This window comes from Salmonella sp. 32070601201500089SM (genome assembly GCF_017573605.1).
GTDB classification, from domain to species: domain Bacteria; phylum Pseudomonadota; class Gammaproteobacteria; order Enterobacterales; family Enterobacteriaceae; genus Salmonella; species Salmonella enterica.
The window spans coordinates 15,304-33,059 of sequence record NZ_JAGETK010000017.1 but is presented as its reverse complement, the minus strand read 5'-3'; the positions used below and the strand labels follow the sequence as shown (position 1 = coordinate 33,059).

General features: G+C 49.2%; 26 protein-coding genes. 12 read left to right on the top strand and 14 right to left on the bottom strand.

Annotation, left to right across the window (positions count from 1 at the left end; genetic code table 11):
- Positions 1 to 14: 14 nt before the first annotated feature.
- From J4728_RS20905 to J4728_RS20890, 4 genes are all read right to left on the bottom strand, one after another.
- Positions 15 to 533: a DUF1380 family protein gene (locus J4728_RS20905; RefSeq protein ID WP_223168556.1), complete on the bottom strand. Its 519-nt coding sequence runs from the start codon at positions 531 to 533 to the stop codon at positions 15 to 17.
- Positions 463 to 684 carry a hypothetical protein gene (locus tag J4728_RS20900; protein WP_001104873.1) on the bottom strand — a complete coding sequence of 74 codons (222 nt, stop codon included), beginning with the start codon at positions 682 to 684 and terminating at the stop codon, positions 463 to 465. Before J4728_RS20900 ends, J4728_RS20905 begins: the two co-directional genes overlap by 71 nt.
- Complete coding sequence (locus J4728_RS20895; RefSeq protein WP_000086137.1) at positions 685 to 1,368, bottom strand: DNA methylase; 684 nt, start codon at positions 1,366 to 1,368, stop codon at positions 685 to 687. It abuts the gene before it with no gap.
- A gap of 75 nt (positions 1,369 to 1,443) precedes the next feature.
- Complete coding sequence (locus tag J4728_RS20890) at positions 1,444 to 1,656, bottom strand: hypothetical protein (RefSeq protein WP_077793698.1); 213 nt, start codon at positions 1,654 to 1,656, stop codon at positions 1,444 to 1,446.
- On the opposite strand from J4728_RS20890, the gene J4728_RS24210 reads away from it, so the two are divergent.
- Positions 1,572 to 1,802: an arginase gene (locus J4728_RS24210; protein ID WP_306234079.1), complete on the top strand. Its 231-nt coding sequence runs from the start codon at positions 1,572 to 1,574 to the stop codon at positions 1,800 to 1,802. The genes J4728_RS20890 and J4728_RS24210 overlap by 85 nt on opposite strands.
- On the opposite strand, the gene J4728_RS20885 is transcribed toward J4728_RS24210, so the two are convergent.
- Positions 1,753 to 2,655 carry a DUF1281 domain-containing protein gene (locus J4728_RS20885; RefSeq protein ID WP_001330417.1) on the bottom strand — a complete coding sequence of 301 codons (903 nt, stop codon included), beginning with the start codon at positions 2,653 to 2,655 and terminating at the stop codon, positions 1,753 to 1,755. The genes J4728_RS24210 and J4728_RS20885 overlap by 50 nt on opposite strands.
- A gap of 418 nt (positions 2,656 to 3,073) precedes the next feature.
- Between J4728_RS20885 and J4728_RS20880 the strand changes: the two genes are divergently transcribed.
- Genes J4728_RS20880 through J4728_RS20870 form a run of 3 tightly spaced genes read left to right on the top strand, consistent with a single transcriptional unit; the run spans position 3,074 to position 5,027 of the window.
- The gene (locus J4728_RS20880) at positions 3,074 to 3,322 is read left to right on the top strand and encodes a DinI-like family protein (RefSeq protein WP_000618110.1); all 249 of its coding nucleotides are present in this window, start codon (positions 3,074 to 3,076) and stop codon (positions 3,320 to 3,322) included.
- Positions 3,319 to 3,756, top strand: coding sequence for a translesion error-prone DNA polymerase V autoproteolytic subunit (gene umuD, locus J4728_RS20875; RefSeq protein WP_000109071.1), 438 nt, complete (start codon positions 3,319 to 3,321; stop codon positions 3,754 to 3,756). The genes J4728_RS20880 and umuD overlap by 4 nt, the downstream gene beginning before the upstream one ends.
- Positions 3,756 to 5,027 carry a Y-family DNA polymerase gene (locus J4728_RS20870; protein WP_000457496.1) on the top strand — a complete coding sequence of 424 codons (1,272 nt, stop codon included), beginning with the start codon at positions 3,756 to 3,758 and terminating at the stop codon, positions 5,025 to 5,027. Before umuD ends, J4728_RS20870 begins: the two co-directional genes overlap by 1 nt.
- A 4-nt stretch (positions 5,028 to 5,031) precedes the next feature.
- On the opposite strand, the gene J4728_RS20865 is transcribed toward J4728_RS20870, so the two are convergent.
- Complete coding sequence (locus tag J4728_RS20865; protein WP_000340829.1) at positions 5,032 to 5,424, bottom strand: plasmid partitioning/stability family protein; 393 nt, start codon at positions 5,422 to 5,424, stop codon at positions 5,032 to 5,034.
- Positions 5,425 to 5,428: 4 nt separating this feature from the next.
- On the bottom strand, positions 5,429 to 6,400 hold the full coding sequence (parM, locus tag J4728_RS20860; RefSeq protein ID WP_063269679.1) for a plasmid segregation protein ParM domain-containing protein: 972 nt from the start codon (positions 6,398 to 6,400) through the stop codon (positions 5,429 to 5,431).
- A 228-nt stretch (positions 6,401 to 6,628) separates the two neighbouring features.
- On the opposite strand from parM, the gene J4728_RS20855 reads away from it, so the two are divergent.
- Entirely contained in the window at positions 6,629 to 7,273 is a 645-nt protein-coding gene (locus J4728_RS20855; protein ID WP_000633913.1) for a division plane positioning ATPase MipZ, read from the top strand.
- On the top strand, positions 7,267 to 7,542 hold the full coding sequence (locus tag J4728_RS20850) for a hypothetical protein (RefSeq protein ID WP_000239529.1): 276 nt from the start codon (positions 7,267 to 7,269) through the stop codon (positions 7,540 to 7,542). The genes J4728_RS20855 and J4728_RS20850 overlap by 7 nt, the downstream gene beginning before the upstream one ends.
- 137 nt (positions 7,543 to 7,679) lie before the next feature.
- On the opposite strand, the gene J4728_RS20845 is transcribed toward J4728_RS20850, so the two are convergent.
- Genes J4728_RS20845 through J4728_RS20835 form a run of 3 tightly spaced genes read right to left on the bottom strand, consistent with a single transcriptional unit; the run spans position 7,680 to position 9,656 of the window.
- Positions 7,680 to 8,465, bottom strand: a complete 786-nt coding sequence (locus J4728_RS20845; protein ID WP_077249540.1) for a site-specific integrase — start codon at positions 8,463 to 8,465, stop codon at positions 7,680 to 7,682.
- Positions 8,466 to 8,509: 44 nt separating this feature from the next.
- Positions 8,510 to 9,289 carry a hypothetical protein gene (locus tag J4728_RS20840; protein ID WP_000535297.1) on the bottom strand — a complete coding sequence of 260 codons (780 nt, stop codon included), beginning with the start codon at positions 9,287 to 9,289 and terminating at the stop codon, positions 8,510 to 8,512.
- Positions 9,290 to 9,341: 52 nt separating this feature from the next.
- Positions 9,342 to 9,656 (bottom strand): hypothetical protein, encoded by a 315-nt coding sequence (locus J4728_RS20835; RefSeq protein ID WP_001302628.1) that lies wholly within the window; start codon positions 9,654 to 9,656, stop codon positions 9,342 to 9,344.
- A 523-nt stretch (positions 9,657 to 10,179) separates the two neighbouring features.
- On the opposite strand from J4728_RS20835, the gene J4728_RS20830 reads away from it, so the two are divergent.
- On the top strand, positions 10,180 to 11,043 hold the full coding sequence (locus J4728_RS20830; protein WP_000654832.1) for a hypothetical protein: 864 nt from the start codon (positions 10,180 to 10,182) through the stop codon (positions 11,041 to 11,043).
- Positions 11,044 to 11,067: 24 nt separating this feature from the next.
- Here the strand turns inward: J4728_RS20830 and J4728_RS20825 are convergent, their stop codons facing one another.
- Positions 11,068 to 12,567: an RES family NAD+ phosphorylase gene (locus J4728_RS20825; RefSeq protein ID WP_001542563.1), complete on the bottom strand. Its 1,500-nt coding sequence runs from the start codon at positions 12,565 to 12,567 to the stop codon at positions 11,068 to 11,070.
- Between the two features lie 266 nt (positions 12,568 to 12,833).
- Here J4728_RS20825 and J4728_RS20820 point away from each other — a divergent pair, with 266 nt between their 5' ends.
- The 5 genes from J4728_RS20820 (at position 12,834) to J4728_RS20800 (ending at position 16,125) form a co-directional block, all read left to right on the top strand.
- Positions 12,834 to 13,088, top strand: coding sequence for a hypothetical protein (locus tag J4728_RS20820; RefSeq protein WP_000343106.1), 255 nt, complete (start codon positions 12,834 to 12,836; stop codon positions 13,086 to 13,088).
- Positions 13,088 to 13,678, top strand: a complete 591-nt coding sequence (locus tag J4728_RS20815) for a hypothetical protein (RefSeq protein WP_001401589.1) — start codon at positions 13,088 to 13,090, stop codon at positions 13,676 to 13,678. The genes J4728_RS20820 and J4728_RS20815 overlap by 1 nt, the downstream gene beginning before the upstream one ends.
- 212 nt (positions 13,679 to 13,890) lie before the next feature.
- Positions 13,891 to 14,943: a hypothetical protein gene (locus J4728_RS20810; RefSeq protein WP_000655519.1), complete on the top strand. Its 1,053-nt coding sequence runs from the start codon at positions 13,891 to 13,893 to the stop codon at positions 14,941 to 14,943.
- A 175-nt stretch (positions 14,944 to 15,118) separates the two neighbouring features.
- Entirely contained in the window at positions 15,119 to 15,721 is a 603-nt protein-coding gene (locus J4728_RS20805; protein WP_000521606.1) for a ProQ/FINO family protein, read from the top strand.
- A gap of 137 nt (positions 15,722 to 15,858) precedes the next feature.
- Entirely contained in the window at positions 15,859 to 16,125 is a 267-nt protein-coding gene (locus J4728_RS20800; RefSeq protein ID WP_000627831.1) for a hypothetical protein, read from the top strand.
- A 190-nt stretch (positions 16,126 to 16,315) separates the two neighbouring features.
- Here the strand turns inward: J4728_RS20800 and J4728_RS20795 are convergent, their stop codons facing one another.
- The 3 genes from J4728_RS20795 to J4728_RS20785 form a co-directional block, all read right to left on the bottom strand.
- A complete protein-coding gene (locus tag J4728_RS20795) occupies positions 16,316 to 16,597 on the bottom strand; it encodes a hypothetical protein (RefSeq protein WP_001105066.1) in 282 nt (93 codons plus the stop codon).
- 164 nt (positions 16,598 to 16,761) lie between these two features.
- Complete coding sequence (locus J4728_RS20790) at positions 16,762 to 17,037, bottom strand: type II toxin-antitoxin system RelE/ParE family toxin (protein ID WP_000421257.1); 276 nt, start codon at positions 17,035 to 17,037, stop codon at positions 16,762 to 16,764.
- Positions 17,037 to 17,321, bottom strand: coding sequence for a CopG family ribbon-helix-helix protein (locus J4728_RS20785; RefSeq protein WP_001178087.1), 285 nt, complete (start codon positions 17,319 to 17,321; stop codon positions 17,037 to 17,039). Before J4728_RS20785 ends, J4728_RS20790 begins: the two co-directional genes overlap by 1 nt.
- Positions 17,322 to 17,756 lie beyond the last annotated feature (435 nt).

The following is a 17,756-nucleotide window of genomic DNA, read 5'->3' as shown; positions in this document are numbered from 1 at the left end:
AGGCGGCGATAACATCAGTCGTTTTCGCGTGTGTTGTTTTTCAGCAGGGCGCGGGCCTGATTAACCACCGCCTGTCGGCGGGTGACGCATTCCGGGACGGCGAGGCCGTTATCACGGGCGGCCCACTCACGTTTCCACAGTGCCTGTTCGGCGGTCTGAATCAGGGACGCCAGCAGTTCAGCAGGGACGGTCACCTGGCGGTTTTCTCTCACGTTATTGATGATCTCCATCGCCGCACCGGAAGAAATACCGGATTCAGTCCGCTGGTCTTCCGGGATGTCCTCCAGGCGCGCCAGGACAGTCCTGATTTCATGATCGGACAGGGAAATATCCATTCCGTCAGCGAGGGCCTGAATTTCTTCCGGGGACCAGATAACCAGCATCAGCGGCGTATCTCCCGGATACTTTGCTGCCAGCGCCCGGCAGAGCGTTTCGCATGTTCCGTACATTCTCGTCTCCTTCTCAATCTTTGAAGCAGGAATCCAGTTCCAGAATTTCGGTATACGCTTCCATGAACAGGCGATTGGCGCGATACAGCGTCTGGCGTGTCAGGCGTTCAACAAGCACATCGGAATCAAAGCGACAGCGATGCTCCATATCGTTCAGCCTGGCCCGAAGGTCACACATGGTGTTGGCCACCTCCGCCACGTCGGCGCGAAGTTTTTCGTGTCCGGCATAGTTCATTTACGCAGCCTCCGGTTCAAACCAGTTATCATTCGCGGCCCCCTGCTGCATGGCCCGTTGCACGGCGGTCAGTCGTTGCTGTCCGGCACGGTGATACTGTTCAAGCAGCTCGATACCGATATACCGGCGTCCGGACTGAAGAGCGGCCACGCAGGTTGATCCGCTGCCTGCAAACGGGTCCAGCACAATCGCGTTCGGATGTGTGAAGCTCTCAATCAGTGGTTGCAGGCTGGTAACGGGCTTTTCCGTCGGGTGATGGCGATTGCCCGAATATTTCCAGCCCAGCACGTCCGGCAGCGGGTTTTGTGGCAGACGTGGACGGCCTTTTGCCAGGATGTAGGCACATTCGTGGCGATAGCCCACATATGCGGCCTTCGATGTGTAGTTTTTGGTGAAGACCAGGTGACCAACAACGCTGAATCCCGCATTTTTCCAGGCAGACATAAAACGATCGACGCGATTCCAGCCATAGAAGCTCACCATTAACGCGTCTTTTTTGAGTACGCGGTACATCTCATTACAGGCCGGTTGCAGCCATTCATCGGTTTTATCGCCGGCAATGGTACGCCCCTGACGGTCACGAAAACCGACGAGGTACGGCGGGTCGGTGAGGATGAAATCAATGGCGTTATCAGGGATACGGGCCATAACATCGATGCAGTTACCGAGGACAAAACGGGACATACCAAACTCCTTCTCTTACAGAGGGCACCGGGAGGGCACCCCTGTGGTGCCCGTTCCCCGCTGCCTGTGGGCTGTTCACCGCGTCCGGTAACGGGTCAGGCCGACCGTGGAATACCGCAGCCGTCGTCTTTTTGACGGCAAGGCTATGCCGCGAAAGCGGCTTGAAGGGCGTTCATCAGAAAAGGGCGACGGGCTGGCGTACACTGTCACCGACGCCAGCCGGGAGCGGTAAAAGCGCCCGTCCCGTGCCCGGCCGGACGCGGGACACTGACCACAGGCAGCGTTTATGCCGCGCCGCGTCAGCCGGCGCAGTAAAAAGAGGAGCACGGCGACATCCTTTGTCGGAAAAGAAACGGGCGGTTGCCCGCCCGTCTCCGTCATACTTCATCCGCCATAATGCGCCACATTGTCGATTATCCACGCAGGTCCGGTGACTTCCGGCAGCTCATCATCATCTGTCGGGGAAGACCATTCCAGTTCCCCCCACAGCACATCAACGAGCTCTCCGCGCTCATACAACTGCCAGCCACAGAAATTGCAGCCCTGTTCGGCGTACCAGTGCTCCAGCGTGCAGCCGAAACGGCGGCTTAATTCTGCAACAACGTCGCTTTCCGGCTGACACCACGGCGTGTCGAAATCTACCTGAATGAAGTTTTCCCCCTGACTGCTGATATTCAGGTCATACCCACAAGGCCACTTCACGCCATACCGTTCTGTATACCAGTGATATGCAGAAGGAACACCGTTCAGAACACCGCCGTTAAAGCCATTCACTTCAATATCCAGGCGGGTCGGCAAAACCGTCAGCAGGTCAAACGGCATGGTTTTTTCCGGCAGTACGTTGTCACACAGACGGTTCCACCACACCGATACATCCTCGTTACCCCAGATGTCACACCAGTCACCTCTTTTTGCGGTGAAATGCACAGTGATAGTTTCCCTGACATCATCCGGTAACTCTTCCCAGCGACGCTGTCCAGTACCGCTCTGCAGCCAGAGTTCATGCAGCATCAGGCAGTTTTGCTCATCCAGCAGTACACCGTTCTGCAGGTGTGTCAGCCAGCGGGTGAACGCGATATTTTCCGGTGATACAGCACCACGTCCGGCAGCCGTCACTCCGGGGCACTGCTCAGAGCGGATATTTTCAGTGATCTGCAGAAGTCCGGCACTTCCGGCCAGAAACAGCTGAATACCTTCATTTGTGGCGCGGCGATAAAGCGGTGTAACTGCACCGCTGGCCAGTCGTTTAATCTCAGCGATCTGTGCCGGTTCACCAGAAAAATACATACGATTCGAGCACCAGTTTGGCATGGGAATTCTCCTCTCACATGCGGCCTCCATCAGGCCGTGCCGCACCTGTTACCGGGCGACCGCATACGAATGCAGGTGCGGCCCCGAAGCCGCAGCGCGTGGAGGAGGAACGACGAAACGTGACCGGGTGAGGAGGCCGGCGACAGCGACACACTTGCATCGGATGCAGCCCGGTTAACGTGCCGGCACGGCCTGGGTAACCAGGTATTTTGTCCACAGAACCGTGCACAAAATGCTGTGGATAAGCTGGACACAGCAGCCCACAGCAGGCATACAGCCACACACTCAGAGAATTGAGCGTTTTTTAGTCACAACAATGACATTTGACTGTGTGCGGATTCAGTTATTAGAATACTGTATAAACATACAGCATAAAGAAAAGGGAGATGAGAACATGATCCGCATTGAAATTCTTTTCGACCGCCAGAGCACAAAAAACCTCAAATCAGGCACACTTCAGGCGCTACAGAATGAAATCGAACAACGTCTGAAACCACACTACCCGGAAATCTGGCTGCGTATAGACCAGGGCAGCGCCCCGTCTGTATCTGTCACAGGAGCCCGCAACGACAAGGATAAAGAACGTATCCTGTCTCTGCTGGAAGAAATCTGGCAGGACGACAGCTGGCTGCCTGCAGCATGAGTACCGTTTATCACCGTCCGGCTGACCCTTCAGGCGATGACAGTTACGTGCGACCGTTGTTTGCCGATCGTTGCCAGGCTGGTTTTCCTTCGCCTGCCACTGATTATGCTGAGCAGGAACTGGATCTGAACAGCTATTGCATCAGCAGACCTGCAGCCACCTTCTTTCTGCGCGCCAGCGGTGAATCGATGAACCAGGCTGGCGTGCAGAATGGTGATCTGCTGGTAGTGGACAGGGCCGAAAAACCACAACACGGGGACATCGTTATCGCTGAGATCGACGGTGAGTTCACCGTCAAACGACTGCTGTTGCGCCCACGCCCGGCACTGGAGCCGGTTTCAGACAGCCCGGAGTTCCGCACACTGTATCCGGAAAACATCTGTATTTTTGGTGTTGTCACTCACGTGATACACAGGACGCGGGAGTTACGCTGATGTTTGCACTGGCTGATATCAACAGTTTCTACGCCTCATGTGAAAAAGTTTTCCGCCCGGACCTTCGCAACGAACCGGTCATCGTACTCAGCAATAACGATGGCTGTGTGATCGCGCGCAGCCCGGAGGCAAAAGCCCTTGGCATCAGAATGGGGCAGCCCTGGTTTCAGGTGAGACAGATGCGCCTGGAGAAGAAAATACATGTATTTTCCAGCAATTATGCGCTGTACCACAGCATGAGCCAACGGGTCATGGCTGTTCTGGAGTCGCTTTCTCCCGCAGTTGAGCCCTACTCAATTGATGAAATGTTTATTGATTTGCGGGGGATAAATCATTGCATCTCTCCGGAGTTTTTTGGTCATCAGCTCAGGGAACAGGTAAAGAGCTGGACAGGACTCACCATGGGGGTGGGCATTGCGCCTACAAAAACGCTGGCAAAAAGTGCACAGTGGGCAACAAAGCAATGGCCACAGTTTTCCGGTGTGGTCGCGCTGACGGCAGAAAACCGTAATCGGATCTTGAAGCTACTGGGACTGCAGCCAGTTGGTGAGGTCTGGGGAGTAGGACGCAGACTGACGGAAAAGCTGAATGCGCTGGGTATTAACACAGCACTGCAGCTGGCGCAGGCTAACACGGCATTCATCCGGAAAAACTTCAGCGTCATTCTTGAGCGTACGGTACGCGAACTCAACGGCGAGTCCTGCATATCCCTGGAAGAAGCACCACCGGCAAAACAGCAGATTGTCTGTAGTCGCAGTTTTGGTGAACGAATCACAGACAAAGATGCCATGCACCAGGCTGTTGTTCAGTATGCAGAGCGGGCCGCAGAGAAACTACGTGGGGAGCGTCAGTATTGCCGGCAGGTGACGACATTTGTACGGACATCCCCCTTTGCAGTAAAAGAACCCTGTTACAGCAATGCCGCTGTGGAAAAGCTTCCATTACCCACACAGGACAGCCGGGACATTATTGCCGCAGCATGCAGAGCGTTAAACCATGTCTGGCGTGAAGGGTACCGCTATATGAAGGCAGGAGTCATGCTGGCTGATTTCACACCATCGGGTATAGCGCAGCCGGGATTATTTGATGAGATCCAGCCCCGTAAAAACAGCGAAAAGTTAATGAAAACACTCGATGAACTGAACCAGTCTGGAAAAGGGAAAGTGTGGTTTGCGGGGCGAGGAACCGCCCCTGAATGGCAAATGAAACGGGAAATGCTCTCGCCTTCGTATACAACACAATGGACTGAGATCCCCATTGCTTCATTCTGATATATCAGAATAATTTTTGCATTTTAAGGCGCACATCATTCATTGCCTCCTGCACCGAATCAGTAGCAGAAGGAGGCATTTTTTCAGCAGATTGCAAAGCACCGAGTTCAGTCAACACAGCTCTGATATCGGCCTGAGAAGGCTTCCATCCTGTCGTCTGACTGAGTAAGGTTACAACCTGATCTGCTGAAAACTCCTCGCTCAAAATGGCAGTCAGCAATACAGGCAGGCGAGGATCAAGTTGGTGTAACGCCATTCCAGAAATAAATGCATTCCGGAACAGCTCACCACGCTCAGAACGCGGAACGGACTCTATCGCTTCCAAAGTTTGAAAGTCTGCAGCTTTTTCCGGATGCAGATAAAGTGTGAATTTTTTCCTTTTCCGTTCATCGTCCACAATATTACTCCTCTTTGAAAGCCGCGATAGCTTCAACCAGTGCTGTCTGTGGCGACTCCATCATCACTACTTTTTGCCCAAGATGGTGCCATGCCGTTTTTATCGAATCATAGATCAACGGGGCCCCACCACCGACAACATAAACACGATTCACATGATGAAAATCACCGAGCTCATTGACTACTTGCTCCCCCAGACTGGCAATAGCCCCCTCAATGGTATTAAGGACCAGATCAGTTTTTGTTTCGTCATTTATAACCTGCCGAACAAAGTCCGGGTCATTACGACGTTTAATCAATTCATCTGCAACGAGGAAACTGGTATCACTGGATGCCATGCGCAATGCACTCATTGCAGCTTTCGTAACTGAAGACACACCAATGCCAGAATTACCATGAATGGCACTTACAGAGTCAAATTGACCAACGATAACACCAACATCAAGCGTAGTGCCGCCAATATCAACTACCAGCGATTTTTCGAACTGACCAACTTTATCCATGACCAGACGAGAAAACACAGCTGGCAATGATTCAGGCATCACATCAACGTGTTCAATGGTGAAAACATCGCCTTTATTAAGACGAATCGGCCTCATTAAATTCTCAATTTTACGCTGAATGTTGAGTTCATTTTTTTGACACTCTTTCGTGTAGAACTCACTGATAGGCAAAGTCACAGTCAATGATACAGGCTGAGGCGCTAATCCACTATTCAGTAAAGCGTGATGCACAGCTAACAGGTTAACATCCGTATATTGATACTCAATATGAGTCGTAAGAATAGATTGGTTGCTAACTTCATCATACGTGTATTTTTTACCATCCAGTTCATAGTTAAATGTCTGGCGAATCCCTAACCCGTCAACCTTCCATCCATAACGAAATGAGTTTTGCGACAACGACTTACAGATTTTCCCATTGTCATTCCATGCCAACTTGATTGTTGTTGAACCATCATCGCAGTATACGTTCATCTATAGCCCCTTAAATACTCAATCTGAGTAAATCACTGTTTCTGGTTGCAAGGTAATACTCAATTTGAGCACTATCATAGTTATGAAATCACAAAACACAAGTAATATTTATTACATCATATGACATACTTCATATTTCATACTTCACAAATATGAATACATGTTGACACATCAGGTTACCGTGTCAAAATATCATCATACTTCACACATCACATTTATGAGGTTGCAATGATTACTGTAGTTGGTGGGAACAAAGGTGGTTCAGGGAAAACTACCATTGCATCAAACCTGGCTATTGCTCTCGCAAATAAAGGAAGGGAAGTCTGCCTGTTAAACGGAGATCTACAACGAACAGCCGCAAAACATCATGCAGAACGAGAAGCTGCAGGACTGTTACCAGCAATAACCCTTGTTGAGAAATTTGATAACCTGACACAAACACTACAGGCTCTGAATGAAAAGTTCGATGATGTAATAGTGGATGTCGCAGGAAGAAACTCAAAGGAATTCATAACGAGTGGAGTTGTCGCACATCAAATAATTGCGCCACTACAGTGTTCTCAACCAGATCTGGATACTCTTACAGAACTAGAACAACAGATAGACGCAATGCGTAACCTTAACCCGGAACTTAAGGTTTATTGTTTACAAAGTATGGCAACAACCAATCCGGTTTTGAGGGGAAATGAGAGAAAAGAATTCCTTGAATATCTTGAAGAATTCCCAACAATTCAAGTCCTGGATTCAGTTATTTGTTTCAGAAAAGTCTATCGCGATTGCATGAGCAACGGCACCGGTGTAGTAGAAACGAACAATACAGCAGCCAGAGCAGAAATTGAACATTTAATGAATGAGGTATTTGGCCCATGGTGAAGAAACCCAGCCAGCAAGCATTAAACAGAGCTGCAGTTACGGTAGAACAAGCAGAGGCTCTGGCTCAGCGCCTTGCGGATAAACCATACGGCGCGCCGGAAAAACCCGAACCAGAAAAACAATGTCGGACGACAATCTCTCTTGGTGAAAGCATGCTTGTCACAATAGAAGATCTGGCATTGAGGAATAAACGCAATGGTAAAGATCCAAAAAATGTAAGTGCCATCGTCAGAGTAGCCCTTGAGCAATACTTAAAAACACTAACGTAATAATCAAGAAGTTATTACTTATGAAATCACACTTGTGAATTCACACTGTTTAAGCACCCTTGCATACAAGAGATCACATATTGCAGTGGTCTCTTCTTTTATAGAATAAATCACAATTCATAATTATGATTTGTGACTTATGCGTGTCTGTTTTTCAGCATTGTGACAGCATCGGACTCAGGCATCGAAAACTGCACCCGGTGCCGTGCAGCCACATCCAGCGCAAACACCTTCGTGTAGACCTCTGTTGAGCTGATGGACTTATGCCCCATCAGGCTCTGCAGGACCTTCAGCGGTATACCGGCATACAGCATGTGCATCGCATAGGAATGGCGGAACGTATGTGGCGTGACCGGGACAGAGAACGTCACACCGTCAGCGGCAGCGGCGGCAACCGCCTGCCCAATCCAGGTCCTGACCGTTCTGTCCGTCACTTCCCAGATCCGCGCTTTCTCTGTCCTGCCTGTTCGTTTATTACGCCGTTCCATGGGGATTTTCAGTGTGGCCACCATCGTCTGCAGCTGGCTGACGAACCAGGCGTCGGAGAGCGGAACCAGCCGGTGAGTCTGCTGACCGGCGGGCATTCTTCCTGCCGTCCTGGCGGCTTTTTCCGTCCGTTGTTTCAGGGTCGCAAGCTGCACAAACGGATACGGAGGCGCAAGCGAAAAATCCCCCCTTGTCAGCGCCAGCGCTTCGTTAATTCGCGCGCCCGTGTTCCAGAGCGTCGCCAGCAGCATCTTGCGGTGAAGATCCGGCACGTAGTGGAGCAGGGCGCTGACTTCCGGCGCCAGCAGGTATTTCGGGAGTTCATCCTGAACGAGAGCCATCTGGCGAAGTGCCAGCGCTGCTGGGTAGTCTATGGCGACAGGTAATGATGTGTTGCTTACTGGTATACAGTTAGCGGGAAGCGAAGTCATCGACATATCCCTCAGTGAAGACGCTTATGGATGGTGTCGCTGCGGTAATTTCAGAATATGCCATCATCCGTCCTGTATAGTGCATCTTCCTGCAGAAGGGTTTCAGCCGCCACGGTAATAAATGCTCGTACCGTGCAGATAGCATTCTGCACACTCCCCGAACTGATATACACGGGTTCAAGAGATTCGGTAACTCCATTACGGTGTACCAGTGCGTTTCGGATCTTGATTACACCCTTAATCTCCTCCAATGGCCACTCATGTGGCGTTGTCAGCATCCTTGAAAAATACCAACCTATCACTTTGTGGCTCTGAAATGTCTTCTTCGCTACAAGAGACTGAGCTCGCCAGGTATAAACCTTCTCAGGAGTGTCTTTATCCGGCTCCTGCTCGACCCATTTGGAAGCAAGTAATTTTCTTCTGTCTTCCTTATTAGGAACCAACGAATCAGCCTCGTGCAGGAACTTCTGTAAATGCGGGGGATGACTAAGAAGTGCTCTTGCGCTGTACATCAGAAAGCTGTCCAGTACACTCACGCAATGAACGTAAGCCATCCGCTCTACGATCCTGGGTTGGTTGAACTGCATCAGGCTCTCTAACTCATCCAGTTCAGCCTTTGCATCCTGCAGGCGGTCAGGAATACTGGCAAGCGAAGCCTCAAAATATTGCTGCTCAGCCGCCTCTTCCATCCAGTCCTGAAACCAGCTGTATTCCTGCGCTGCCGCATCCCATTCAGGAGTTCCTTCCTCAGCATCCGGATAATTTTCCGCAATCCATTCGTCACGCCGTTCCTCCTGCATTTCAAACAGCAGTTCTTTCATACTTCCCATTTAAACCTCGCCATCAATGATGTAATCCCGCCATCAATTACTCCTCTGACCTTCAGGGGGCGATAATGTAATAGCCTTTAAAATAGTCATCTATCTGACAGGATTGCCAGGGCGGAGCACAATGTTGGAACAGCGGTTTTTTGTAGTCACCAACCAGTTGCCATGAGTCCGAGTTATCCATTCGTTCTGCAACCATTCTTCCGTTACGTTTCAGGATTTTTGGCGATTTCCAGTTATGTCTGGCGTTAATCATTTCTGTTGGCGTTGCGTATGCCGCTCCTGAATACAGCCATAGCTCTTTATGGCCATATACATCCTCAAGCTCCCGGACCACATCGTAAAATGATCTAAATGTTGGTTTACCCATACCTCGCCTCAAAAATAGTATCCGGTTCAATAGTCACGCAGAGTAATGATGACGCGCAGCACAACCCTGCTTCTGTCACACGGATGATTTTCCCATGACGTCATCATTTCAAGGCTGATAATAAGCAGCCACATAACCACGCCGTTAAATTACCGGAGAGCCGTTTTCGTCAGATCCGACTTTCCTGAATATCACAACTTTCCGGAAGTGTACCACGCTGAGGAAATAATCATATCGCTGTTTTCCGCCCCTGCGCGGCGCATCACAGGTCAGGGAGATGACACAACATATAGTGTCAAGAGCAGCTGAATTCAGCACTACATGTTGTGCTTACAGGGTGTGGCGCTGTGCGGAGGGGGAGGAAGATCCGTAACAATGAGTTTTCGGATCTCAGTGGAAACAGACAAAATAAAACCGCATTCTTACTGGACGCGTACGGGTTTAACCCGTACATTTACAGTTTGTGAACGTACACGAATGTAATAAAACCAGATAAACGAAACCAAGTGAGGCCCCCGTGGACATGAAAGACCAACGTATTGAACTCCGTCTTCCTCAGCAGCAACTTGATGAGCTGGATAATTTCATTAACAACATTGACGGTCAGTATAAGCCGTCCCGCTCGGATGTTCTGCGTTCGTTTATAGCGCAGGGTGTTCGCGGGAAATTTACTCCGGCCAGCCAGGAAGCGGAGATGTTTCCCCTGTCAGCGCGCCTGAACATCTTTTTCCAGCTCTGCCAGTTGCTGCGTATGGAGTGCGGTAAAGACGGACGTTCTGTCCAGCCTATCAACCCCACTTATGGCTATAACAATCGTGTCGCCAGTACTGTCACAGCAGAAGCTCTGGTGCGTCAGGTTTATCTGCAACGCATGACATGGTTCTTTGAGCTCGATGCCGTGCACCTGCAAGCCATTAACCCTAACCTGGGCCAGGACATGATTGTATCCCTGATGAATCCGCAGCCCAGTCCGGTGATCTGTAATACCCTGGACAGCGTGATAGCGCTTCGTGACATGTTCTCGAATATCAGGATGGTACTTGCCTCGGCCGAGAAAACAGTGAACGATTGGAATGACCAGAAGACCCGCGACGCGCTGGCCCGCATTCAGGGCTATGTAGAAGACAACGGACTGCAGTTAACTTTCAAGGGGTATCCTGACACAGAAGACTATGCGCTGCAGATTGACATGTGGTCGCTGCTTAACTGGATTGATAACGGACAAGGTGATCACCGCATCGGCGATTACGGTCTGCGTAATGACAAGGATCTGACAGATAAGTACGCCGTCATGCTTGAGGTGTACCAGAATATCCGCAGTAACCATCAGTTCGATCTTAACGGACTCGAACAGATGGTGAAGAGCCGTCAGTTCCACATGATCTGAAAATGAGAGCGGCTTGATTCTGCATCAGAACGGAAAATCGTCATGACCAGAGGCGGTGTCCCATAACTGAGTTATAGTACCGGCTGGTTCTGAAGTCCGCGGAGTATAGTGGTATGTGCTCCGCCTGACGGCATCAGTGGAGTATTCAAACCGGGCTGCCCGTATACCGTGAACGCTGACAGAATCGAGATCTATCTCCAGAGCAGGCTCCCGTGGGTCGTCGGGAAGTGAAAGGTCAGACAGATCATGCCTGGCTGGAGGAGGGTCTTCCTGAGCAGAGATAACCTCTGTCACACAGATATCAGTCTCCCATTCGTCTTCGGCATACTGATGGCCATATCTGATCATGCAGTCATCCTTTGCCGGTAGCGTCATAAAGGCGACACGGGAGGCTTTATGGAACAACACAACGTTGTACCGTTCCTCCTGATCCGCCCCCGGCAACTGCACGGACGGATACAGGATACCGTCAAGATTAAAGCGGAGAGGATCTGCCAGGTATTCAGCGATGACCTGAGTTGGTATATAGCTGAAATCTTCTTCGCCAGGCAGAACCGGCTCGACAATCCGGCTGGTAAATGTGGACAGGAATGCGGCCTGCTCACGTCTTTTTATGTAGTCCGGATCAAGCAGACTTCCGCTCTCCAGAACACTTTCAAGCGCCGGCAGGTTCAGGAGACGGAGCGACCGGATAAGACTGAACTTCGCGCACACCACTTTGCAGCCTACTGGTGGACGTATCTCAGATATAGCCGTATCGACTGAACTGGCACCATAGAATACCGAAATGCCCTTTGCACTCATACGGTTAGAGCCGCTGAACTGATGCGGCGGCGGACCTAATTCTTTGTCCGGCGTCACAAGTATTTGCTCCAGCTCATGATGATTCCGGCACCACCGGGCACGGTACAGTGACGGGATAGCTGTACCTGGTCCAGCGTCAATGATCACAGGTTCTTTTCCACGGGCGCGCATTGTCTCTACCCCCTGGAATATACCGTCCAGGGTGGAGCTCACGGCATTATTGATGAAGCGTGATTCTGTTTTCAGGGAGGTAACAAAATTTATCCACATGGAATCGAGACGGCCGGTACTGATCTGTTTGCGTTCTGCGTAACAGGACTCGCGGGCAAACTCGGTCTCAAGTCCCATCACATCGGAATCAAAATCTGAATGTCTGTATTCGAGCAGCTGCTGAATATCGTCTGCGAGTGCACGACGAGACTGGAGCAAATCTTCAATGAGCTGCACTACATTCTCCCCCTCACGGAACCACTCATAACCGTCAATATGACGAAGACTGGCATACTCCATATCGTTCGGTTCAGTGTCAGTCCGGTAAAAATGAGCTTCAATAGCCTTTTCTGTCAGGTCGCATACCTCCTCCAGGGAAAAACAGGTGTGAATCTCATCGCAGTAATCACAGGTTTGTATACGTCCTTCTTTCTCGACCTTGTGGCGTAAAAATTCTTCGCCAATACAACAAGCACAAACCCAGCGCTGCTCTGACTCTTCCACATTCATAAAAGGCTTTCTCCGAGATAATACTCTACTCAGGAAGTGTACCAGACGTAACCTGACTTATATTTCCGAATTCGCCGGAAACCGGATCTGCGCGGCAGAAAAGACGCAAATAATATGATAATAAAAAACACACACAAAATCATATCAGATATGATTTTCATCATTGATGAAAAAACCATATCTGATATTATCAGAAATCAGGAGCACACAAATCATGCAGGATATGATTTTTACCTGTCAGAACATTATCAGATGGAGCGTGCAGGATGGATGAAGAAAGGGTGTTTTCACTCAGCTATGAGCAGTTGACCCGAATAGCGGAAAAAAATATCCGTGAATGTGGGCTGGACAGCCAGAGCGCCAGGTGCCTCAATGAACTGAGGGCCTCAGCTCTGCTGTGGTTGTGGTATGAACTGGCCATTCATGGTGCGCCACAGAACAATCACGCACAGGCCCGGGAACGCATCGATACCGATTATCAGCGCCTCAAAAAACTCATCTGGTCGGAGGGTGACAGTTAATGACTCAGAGCCGCCGACCGTCGCCACTGCAGCGGAGAGTGCTGATTGTGCTGGCTGCCCTTGATGAAAAACGGCCGGGACCCGTGCTGACGCGGGACATAGAACGGGTGCTGGAGCGAAGCGGGGAAGCCCCGGTCTACGGGCCAAACCTGCGCGCCTCCTGCCGTCGTCTGGAGGATGCCGGCTGGCTGCGTACCCTGCGCGCTCCGAACCTGCAGCTGGCAGTGGAGCTGACGGACGCCGGCCGGGCCGTGGCACAGCCTCTGCTGCTGGCAGAACAGGACCGCCTCCGGGCAGAACAGCGTGCGGCAGAAGTCGTCGTACTGCCGCTGGTCCCGGCAGCAGGTCTGCCCGCAGACGGCACTTCTGCCACTGATCTGGCGGTGGAGCTGAACGGCATAACGTATCAGGCCTGCCGTGGGGATTTTGTGGTGCGTCTCGACGGCAGCACCTGTCTGCAGTTATGGAATAAAGAAGGCAGGGTGGTACGCCTGGAGGGCGATCCGCTGGAAGTGGCGCAGTGGCTGCAGGCCTGTCATGACGCAGGAATAGAGGTTCGCGTACAGATAAATGAAAGTAGCGTCCCGTAAAGGGGGCCTGAGTAAAGCGGCGCGGATGGCTGATTATTTCCAAGAATAATCGTCAGTTCAGGTATCGTGGATACCTGTAACAGCCTCCTGTGTACGAGCTAAATCCACACATCTTCTGCCGTAGCCAGGAACCTACTGGCTGAGTATTTCTGGTGGCAGAGCTACGTAAGTAGCCGTACCTGTATAGTAATCAGATATCCAGAGAAAACGTAATGAAAGATACAATTACTCCACTAAATTACACTAAGGAAGCCATAAAAGACCTGTCTGTCATGGAAAAAGGATTAAGGTCAAATGCACCTCTTACATCATATATTATGCGTCAGGTCATTGATATGCTGGACAGTAGTGTTAAGTTCATCTTACCGAACTGCTGCGATATTATTGAACCAGAAGAATACCGCCAGACACATTTCGATTTGGCACGATTACCATATCCAGTTGTAACATTTGAAATACCATGGTTCAAAGACAATGTAGAAACCCAAATAGGTGATTTTAATATATCACCATCATCCAGAAGAATTGCCCTGTGCTGGGAGGCCAGACAGAGTTTTGAACCCATCCCGGGATGTAATTCAATCCTTAACACTTATATTGATGGCGGAGTGTTTATCCTTCCTGTTTCATGGTCTGATGATTTAAAAATATGGATTCTTGGTGTCGGTGGAATGTTTTTCCCATATAACAACAAACTCACTAAATACGAACCTGACAGGACATTGCCTGCATCCAGGCTTGTAATCGACACATTAAAAGAGAATGGAGTAGCCAAATATAATGCAGCACACTTCAAAGCAGAGCCTTTTATAACAAGCATGGAATTTAAAGATGATTTGATAAAGCAGGTGGGAAGTATTGAAAGATTATATGCGCAAATTATTATGGATACTCGCGATGAACTACAGGCTTTCATACAGGCATGTAGCGTGTTAAATTGCGAAAATGTGTGTCCTGTCACACTTAGCACTAAACCAGAAAGAAAATTCATAAATGGTCGTAAAGTTCAGCCACCTGAAAAAAACAAGCGCCCTTCATATACTTATAAAGTATTGCAACTGTCTGAAACTAAGGTGCAAAGTAATCATACTGGAACAGGAAAATCCGGTGGGACGAAAAGGATGCACTTACGCAGAGGACATATTCGCAGGAAAAATAACAAACTAATATGGATCAGACCAGCAATGATTAATGCAAACAGTAGAGCAGGCATTGTTGATAAGGATTACCAGATAAATATAAGAAAAGAAGAAAACAAACCTTAGTAAATCTTACTGTGTAAGTAACAATCCGTTGTATCCTGCTATAAACGTTCCTGATTCACATAGCAGGGTACAGAGTCATCTTCGTAAATTATCAAGGGATATTACATAACAGAAAGTTTATTAAATTTTGAACTATGATATTATAAGGAAGTAGAACAACATAGCCGAGGTATTTATGGGAAAATATCAGGAAGAAAGGAAAACTCCGGTCATTGTGGTGAAAAAACGTCGTACTTTTTCGCCACCGTCCTTATCCGAAAAAACAGATATTATCGCACCTGTATTTACTGAACAGACGGCAGAATCAGCCCCCGCCGGAATAAATTCATCTGCCGTCGAAACACATATCCCCGAAGCGCCAGCCAGGAAGAAGAAAAAGAAAAGACACCGTTTTCCACGTCCCTCCCACTGGACCCGTGAGTATACTCACGAGTGCGTGGAAAAAATAAAGGCCCTGTTTCCTCATCTTCGTGCTGAAGGTGGTGGATTTATTCCCCTGAAAATTGGCATAAACAATGATATTTCGGCATTTCTGGCAGAACACCCGGAGACAGAACTGACCATGGACGAATGGCTCTGTGCAGTGTCCTGCATCACATCCCGCCGCGTATATCTGCAGCGGACAGCTGTCGCCGGCGTCCCACGTTATGGCCTGGATGGTCACCCCAAAGGGCAGGTCTCAGACTCTGAAGCACAGAGTGCCGGTCGCAGACTGGCGACATTAGAACAAAAGTGGCTCAGGATGCAGGCACAGCAGGAGAATATTTCTGGGCAATAAACACTCCTGATAACAGGTGGACAAAAAAAGGAAGCACTTGATAACATCAGGAATTTTATTGATAAACAGCAGTTAACGAATAGTGATACTCCGAAGAAAAGCACGGTCCCAAATGAAGATAAAAAAGGCATAAGATGATGATCACAGGAAATGGAATAAACACTGTAACTGTCAATGGAAAAGTGAAACACATCACAGAACTGGATGATATAACACTTTGTTTAGAGTGGACAAAACTACGAGAGGAAAACAATCGTCTTTATGAAATTAATAACCAGGCAAACAGAGGATGGCGTGGTTTCATCCTAAGATTGATAGGGGTTAACCTGCCAGATAAAAGGACTGAGTTTACACAACGTCTCTTATTGACGCGCAAAATTTCGGGTTCGGTCATGAAAAAGTAACATATTCTATGCTGGAACAGACTAATTTTGCATTCGCCGTCCAGGAGTTTGAGGGGAAAGTAGTCAGTGTTTACGCTCAGTCAGGGAAAGTGTGCAATGATAAACAACACGAAAGGAATCGTAGTACATGGGCACCGCGATTCAATATTCAAGGAAAACACAATACAGCAATGTACTTGTACTGTTTCTATTATTCTGGCGATTTCAATAAAGGCACTTGCTCGCGCTCTGTCATTTTCTGAAACTCTTCATGCTGCATTTCGATTTTCCTTCTAAGATCATAACTCGCATACCTGTTCTTTTTATGTATATCTATATCTATTTTTGTGACGAGTTCAAACCACAATGTTCGCACTCCCCAGGCAGCGTTATGAAACATTTCCGCAACGGCTATAGAGTCTGTATTAACTGCTTCGGTCATGTAGTCGCTAATACGTTCAGCGGTAATTTTCGTTATTTCATCGTAATTCATTTTATCTCCTACAAGATTATTTAATGGAATGAAAAATATCTGGCCTGATAATAATGTTCCAGAATTAATATCTGCAGGCTATGTTAAGTTCTGATGAATCCCCTAATGATTTTGATAAAAATCATTAGGGGATTCATCAGTGTTAAGTTGTCCCCACACACAATCTACCTGTTTTCTCGTGTGTGCCACAGGCGCAATACATAAATAGTCTGGCCATTAAGTTCGTAACGGATTTCGTACTCGCCAGCAAAAATCCGTCTGACCTCCCTGGGTTCAAACTGAAACAACTGTTCTCCCATACGTGGATGAGTTAACAGAATGACCGGTGCCTGTGTCAGGGATTGCACCGTTCTGGCGGCCGCAGGTTTACTGGCCAGCACCAGAAAATCATATAACCGCGCCAAATCAGAAAGCGCCTTACTGGTCCACTTCAGTTCCATCAGCGTGGCACCGGTAACGGATTGTCAGTACTGAGGCTGTCCGCCCAGGCCTGTACAGCCTGATGGTCGATAACCTGTCCGGATGTCACATCGTCCAGGGCTTCCAGCGTCAGGCGATTACGCTCCTCCTCCTGAGCAAGCCATGCAGAAAGCGCCTGTTTGATAATCCAGCCCCGGGAGCGTTCCAGTCTGGCGGCCATCTGGTCGACTTTATCAGCCATAGGTAATGGCACATGCGCGGTAATTACTTTTGTTGCCTGTGCGGTATTGTTTTTCATTTGCATATCCGATTAGCTGTTAATCATATTTAATCATAGTGATTACTTTCAGACGAAACAAGGCAAATAATGCGCGTCAGCGCATGTAAGGCGGCACTCCGTTGTTACATATGGCACAGAAACAAAACCGCCGAAGCCCGGCGTCAGCCGGTACTGATTGATAGATTTCACCTTACCCATCCCCAGCCCTGCTAAGCCATACCCGTTTTCAGCCATGACAGAGCTTCTGTGCGCGGTCGGAGTGGTCCCGACGAGGGTTTACCCGAAGTCGGGGCGTATCTCCGCGTTAGCGGGCCGAGAGGGCCGCTTACGAGCGTGTATTCAGTACGTCCAGCCAGAAGACTGACAGCGATGATGCTGCTTAGTTACAACATTCATAATTAAAAGCGATGTTGTTCCCGCCCTTTGGGCGGGGGCGGCCTCGCTTTTCAGTTATGAGGG

Excerpts from the sequence above, each read along its gene's own strand:
- J4728_RS20900 (WP_001104873.1), bottom strand. The coding sequence starts at position 684 with ATGAACTATGCCGGACACGAAAAACTTCGCGCCGACGTGGCGGAGGTG.
- J4728_RS20895 (WP_000086137.1), bottom strand. The coding sequence starts at position 1,368 with ATGTCCCGTTTTGTCCTCGGTAACTGCATCGATGTTATGGCCCGTATC.
- J4728_RS20885 (WP_001330417.1), bottom strand. The coding sequence starts at position 2,655 with ATGTATTTTTCTGGTGAACCGGCACAGATCGCTGAGATTAAACGACTG.
- J4728_RS20880 (WP_000618110.1), top strand. The coding sequence starts at position 3,074 with ATGATCCGCATTGAAATTCTTTTCGACCGCCAGAGCACAAAAAACCTC.
- umuD (WP_000109071.1), top strand. The coding sequence starts at position 3,319 with ATGAGTACCGTTTATCACCGTCCGGCTGACCCTTCAGGCGATGACAGT.
- J4728_RS20870 (WP_000457496.1), top strand. The coding sequence starts at position 3,756 with ATGTTTGCACTGGCTGATATCAACAGTTTCTACGCCTCATGTGAAAAA.
- parM (WP_063269679.1), bottom strand. The coding sequence starts at position 6,400 with ATGAACGTATACTGCGATGATGGTTCAACAACAATCAAGTTGGCATGG.
- J4728_RS20855 (WP_000633913.1), top strand. The coding sequence starts at position 6,629 with ATGATTACTGTAGTTGGTGGGAACAAAGGTGGTTCAGGGAAAACTACC.
- J4728_RS20850 (WP_000239529.1), top strand. The coding sequence starts at position 7,267 with ATGGTGAAGAAACCCAGCCAGCAAGCATTAAACAGAGCTGCAGTTACG.
- J4728_RS20845 (WP_077249540.1), bottom strand. The coding sequence starts at position 8,465 with ATGTCGATGACTTCGCTTCCCGCTAACTGTATACCAGTAAGCAACACA.
- J4728_RS20840 (WP_000535297.1), bottom strand. The coding sequence starts at position 9,289 with ATGGGAAGTATGAAAGAACTGCTGTTTGAAATGCAGGAGGAACGGCGT.
- J4728_RS20835 (WP_001302628.1), bottom strand. The coding sequence starts at position 9,656 with ATGGGTAAACCAACATTTAGATCATTTTACGATGTGGTCCGGGAGCTT.
- J4728_RS20830 (WP_000654832.1), top strand. The coding sequence starts at position 10,180 with ATGAAAGACCAACGTATTGAACTCCGTCTTCCTCAGCAGCAACTTGAT.
- J4728_RS20825 (WP_001542563.1), bottom strand. The coding sequence starts at position 12,567 with ATGAATGTGGAAGAGTCAGAGCAGCGCTGGGTTTGTGCTTGTTGTATT.
- J4728_RS20820 (WP_000343106.1), top strand. The coding sequence starts at position 12,834 with ATGGATGAAGAAAGGGTGTTTTCACTCAGCTATGAGCAGTTGACCCGA.
- J4728_RS20815 (WP_001401589.1), top strand. The coding sequence starts at position 13,088 with ATGACTCAGAGCCGCCGACCGTCGCCACTGCAGCGGAGAGTGCTGATT.
- J4728_RS20810 (WP_000655519.1), top strand. The coding sequence starts at position 13,891 with ATGAAAGATACAATTACTCCACTAAATTACACTAAGGAAGCCATAAAA.
- J4728_RS20805 (WP_000521606.1), top strand. The coding sequence starts at position 15,119 with ATGGGAAAATATCAGGAAGAAAGGAAAACTCCGGTCATTGTGGTGAAA.
- J4728_RS20800 (WP_000627831.1), top strand. The coding sequence starts at position 15,859 with ATGATCACAGGAAATGGAATAAACACTGTAACTGTCAATGGAAAAGTG.
- J4728_RS20795 (WP_001105066.1), bottom strand. The coding sequence starts at position 16,597 with ATGAATTACGATGAAATAACGAAAATTACCGCTGAACGTATTAGCGAC.
- J4728_RS20790 (WP_000421257.1), bottom strand. The coding sequence starts at position 17,037 with ATGGAACTGAAGTGGACCAGTAAGGCGCTTTCTGATTTGGCGCGGTTA.
- J4728_RS20785 (WP_001178087.1), bottom strand. The coding sequence starts at position 17,321 with ATGCAAATGAAAAACAATACCGCACAGGCAACAAAAGTAATTACCGCG.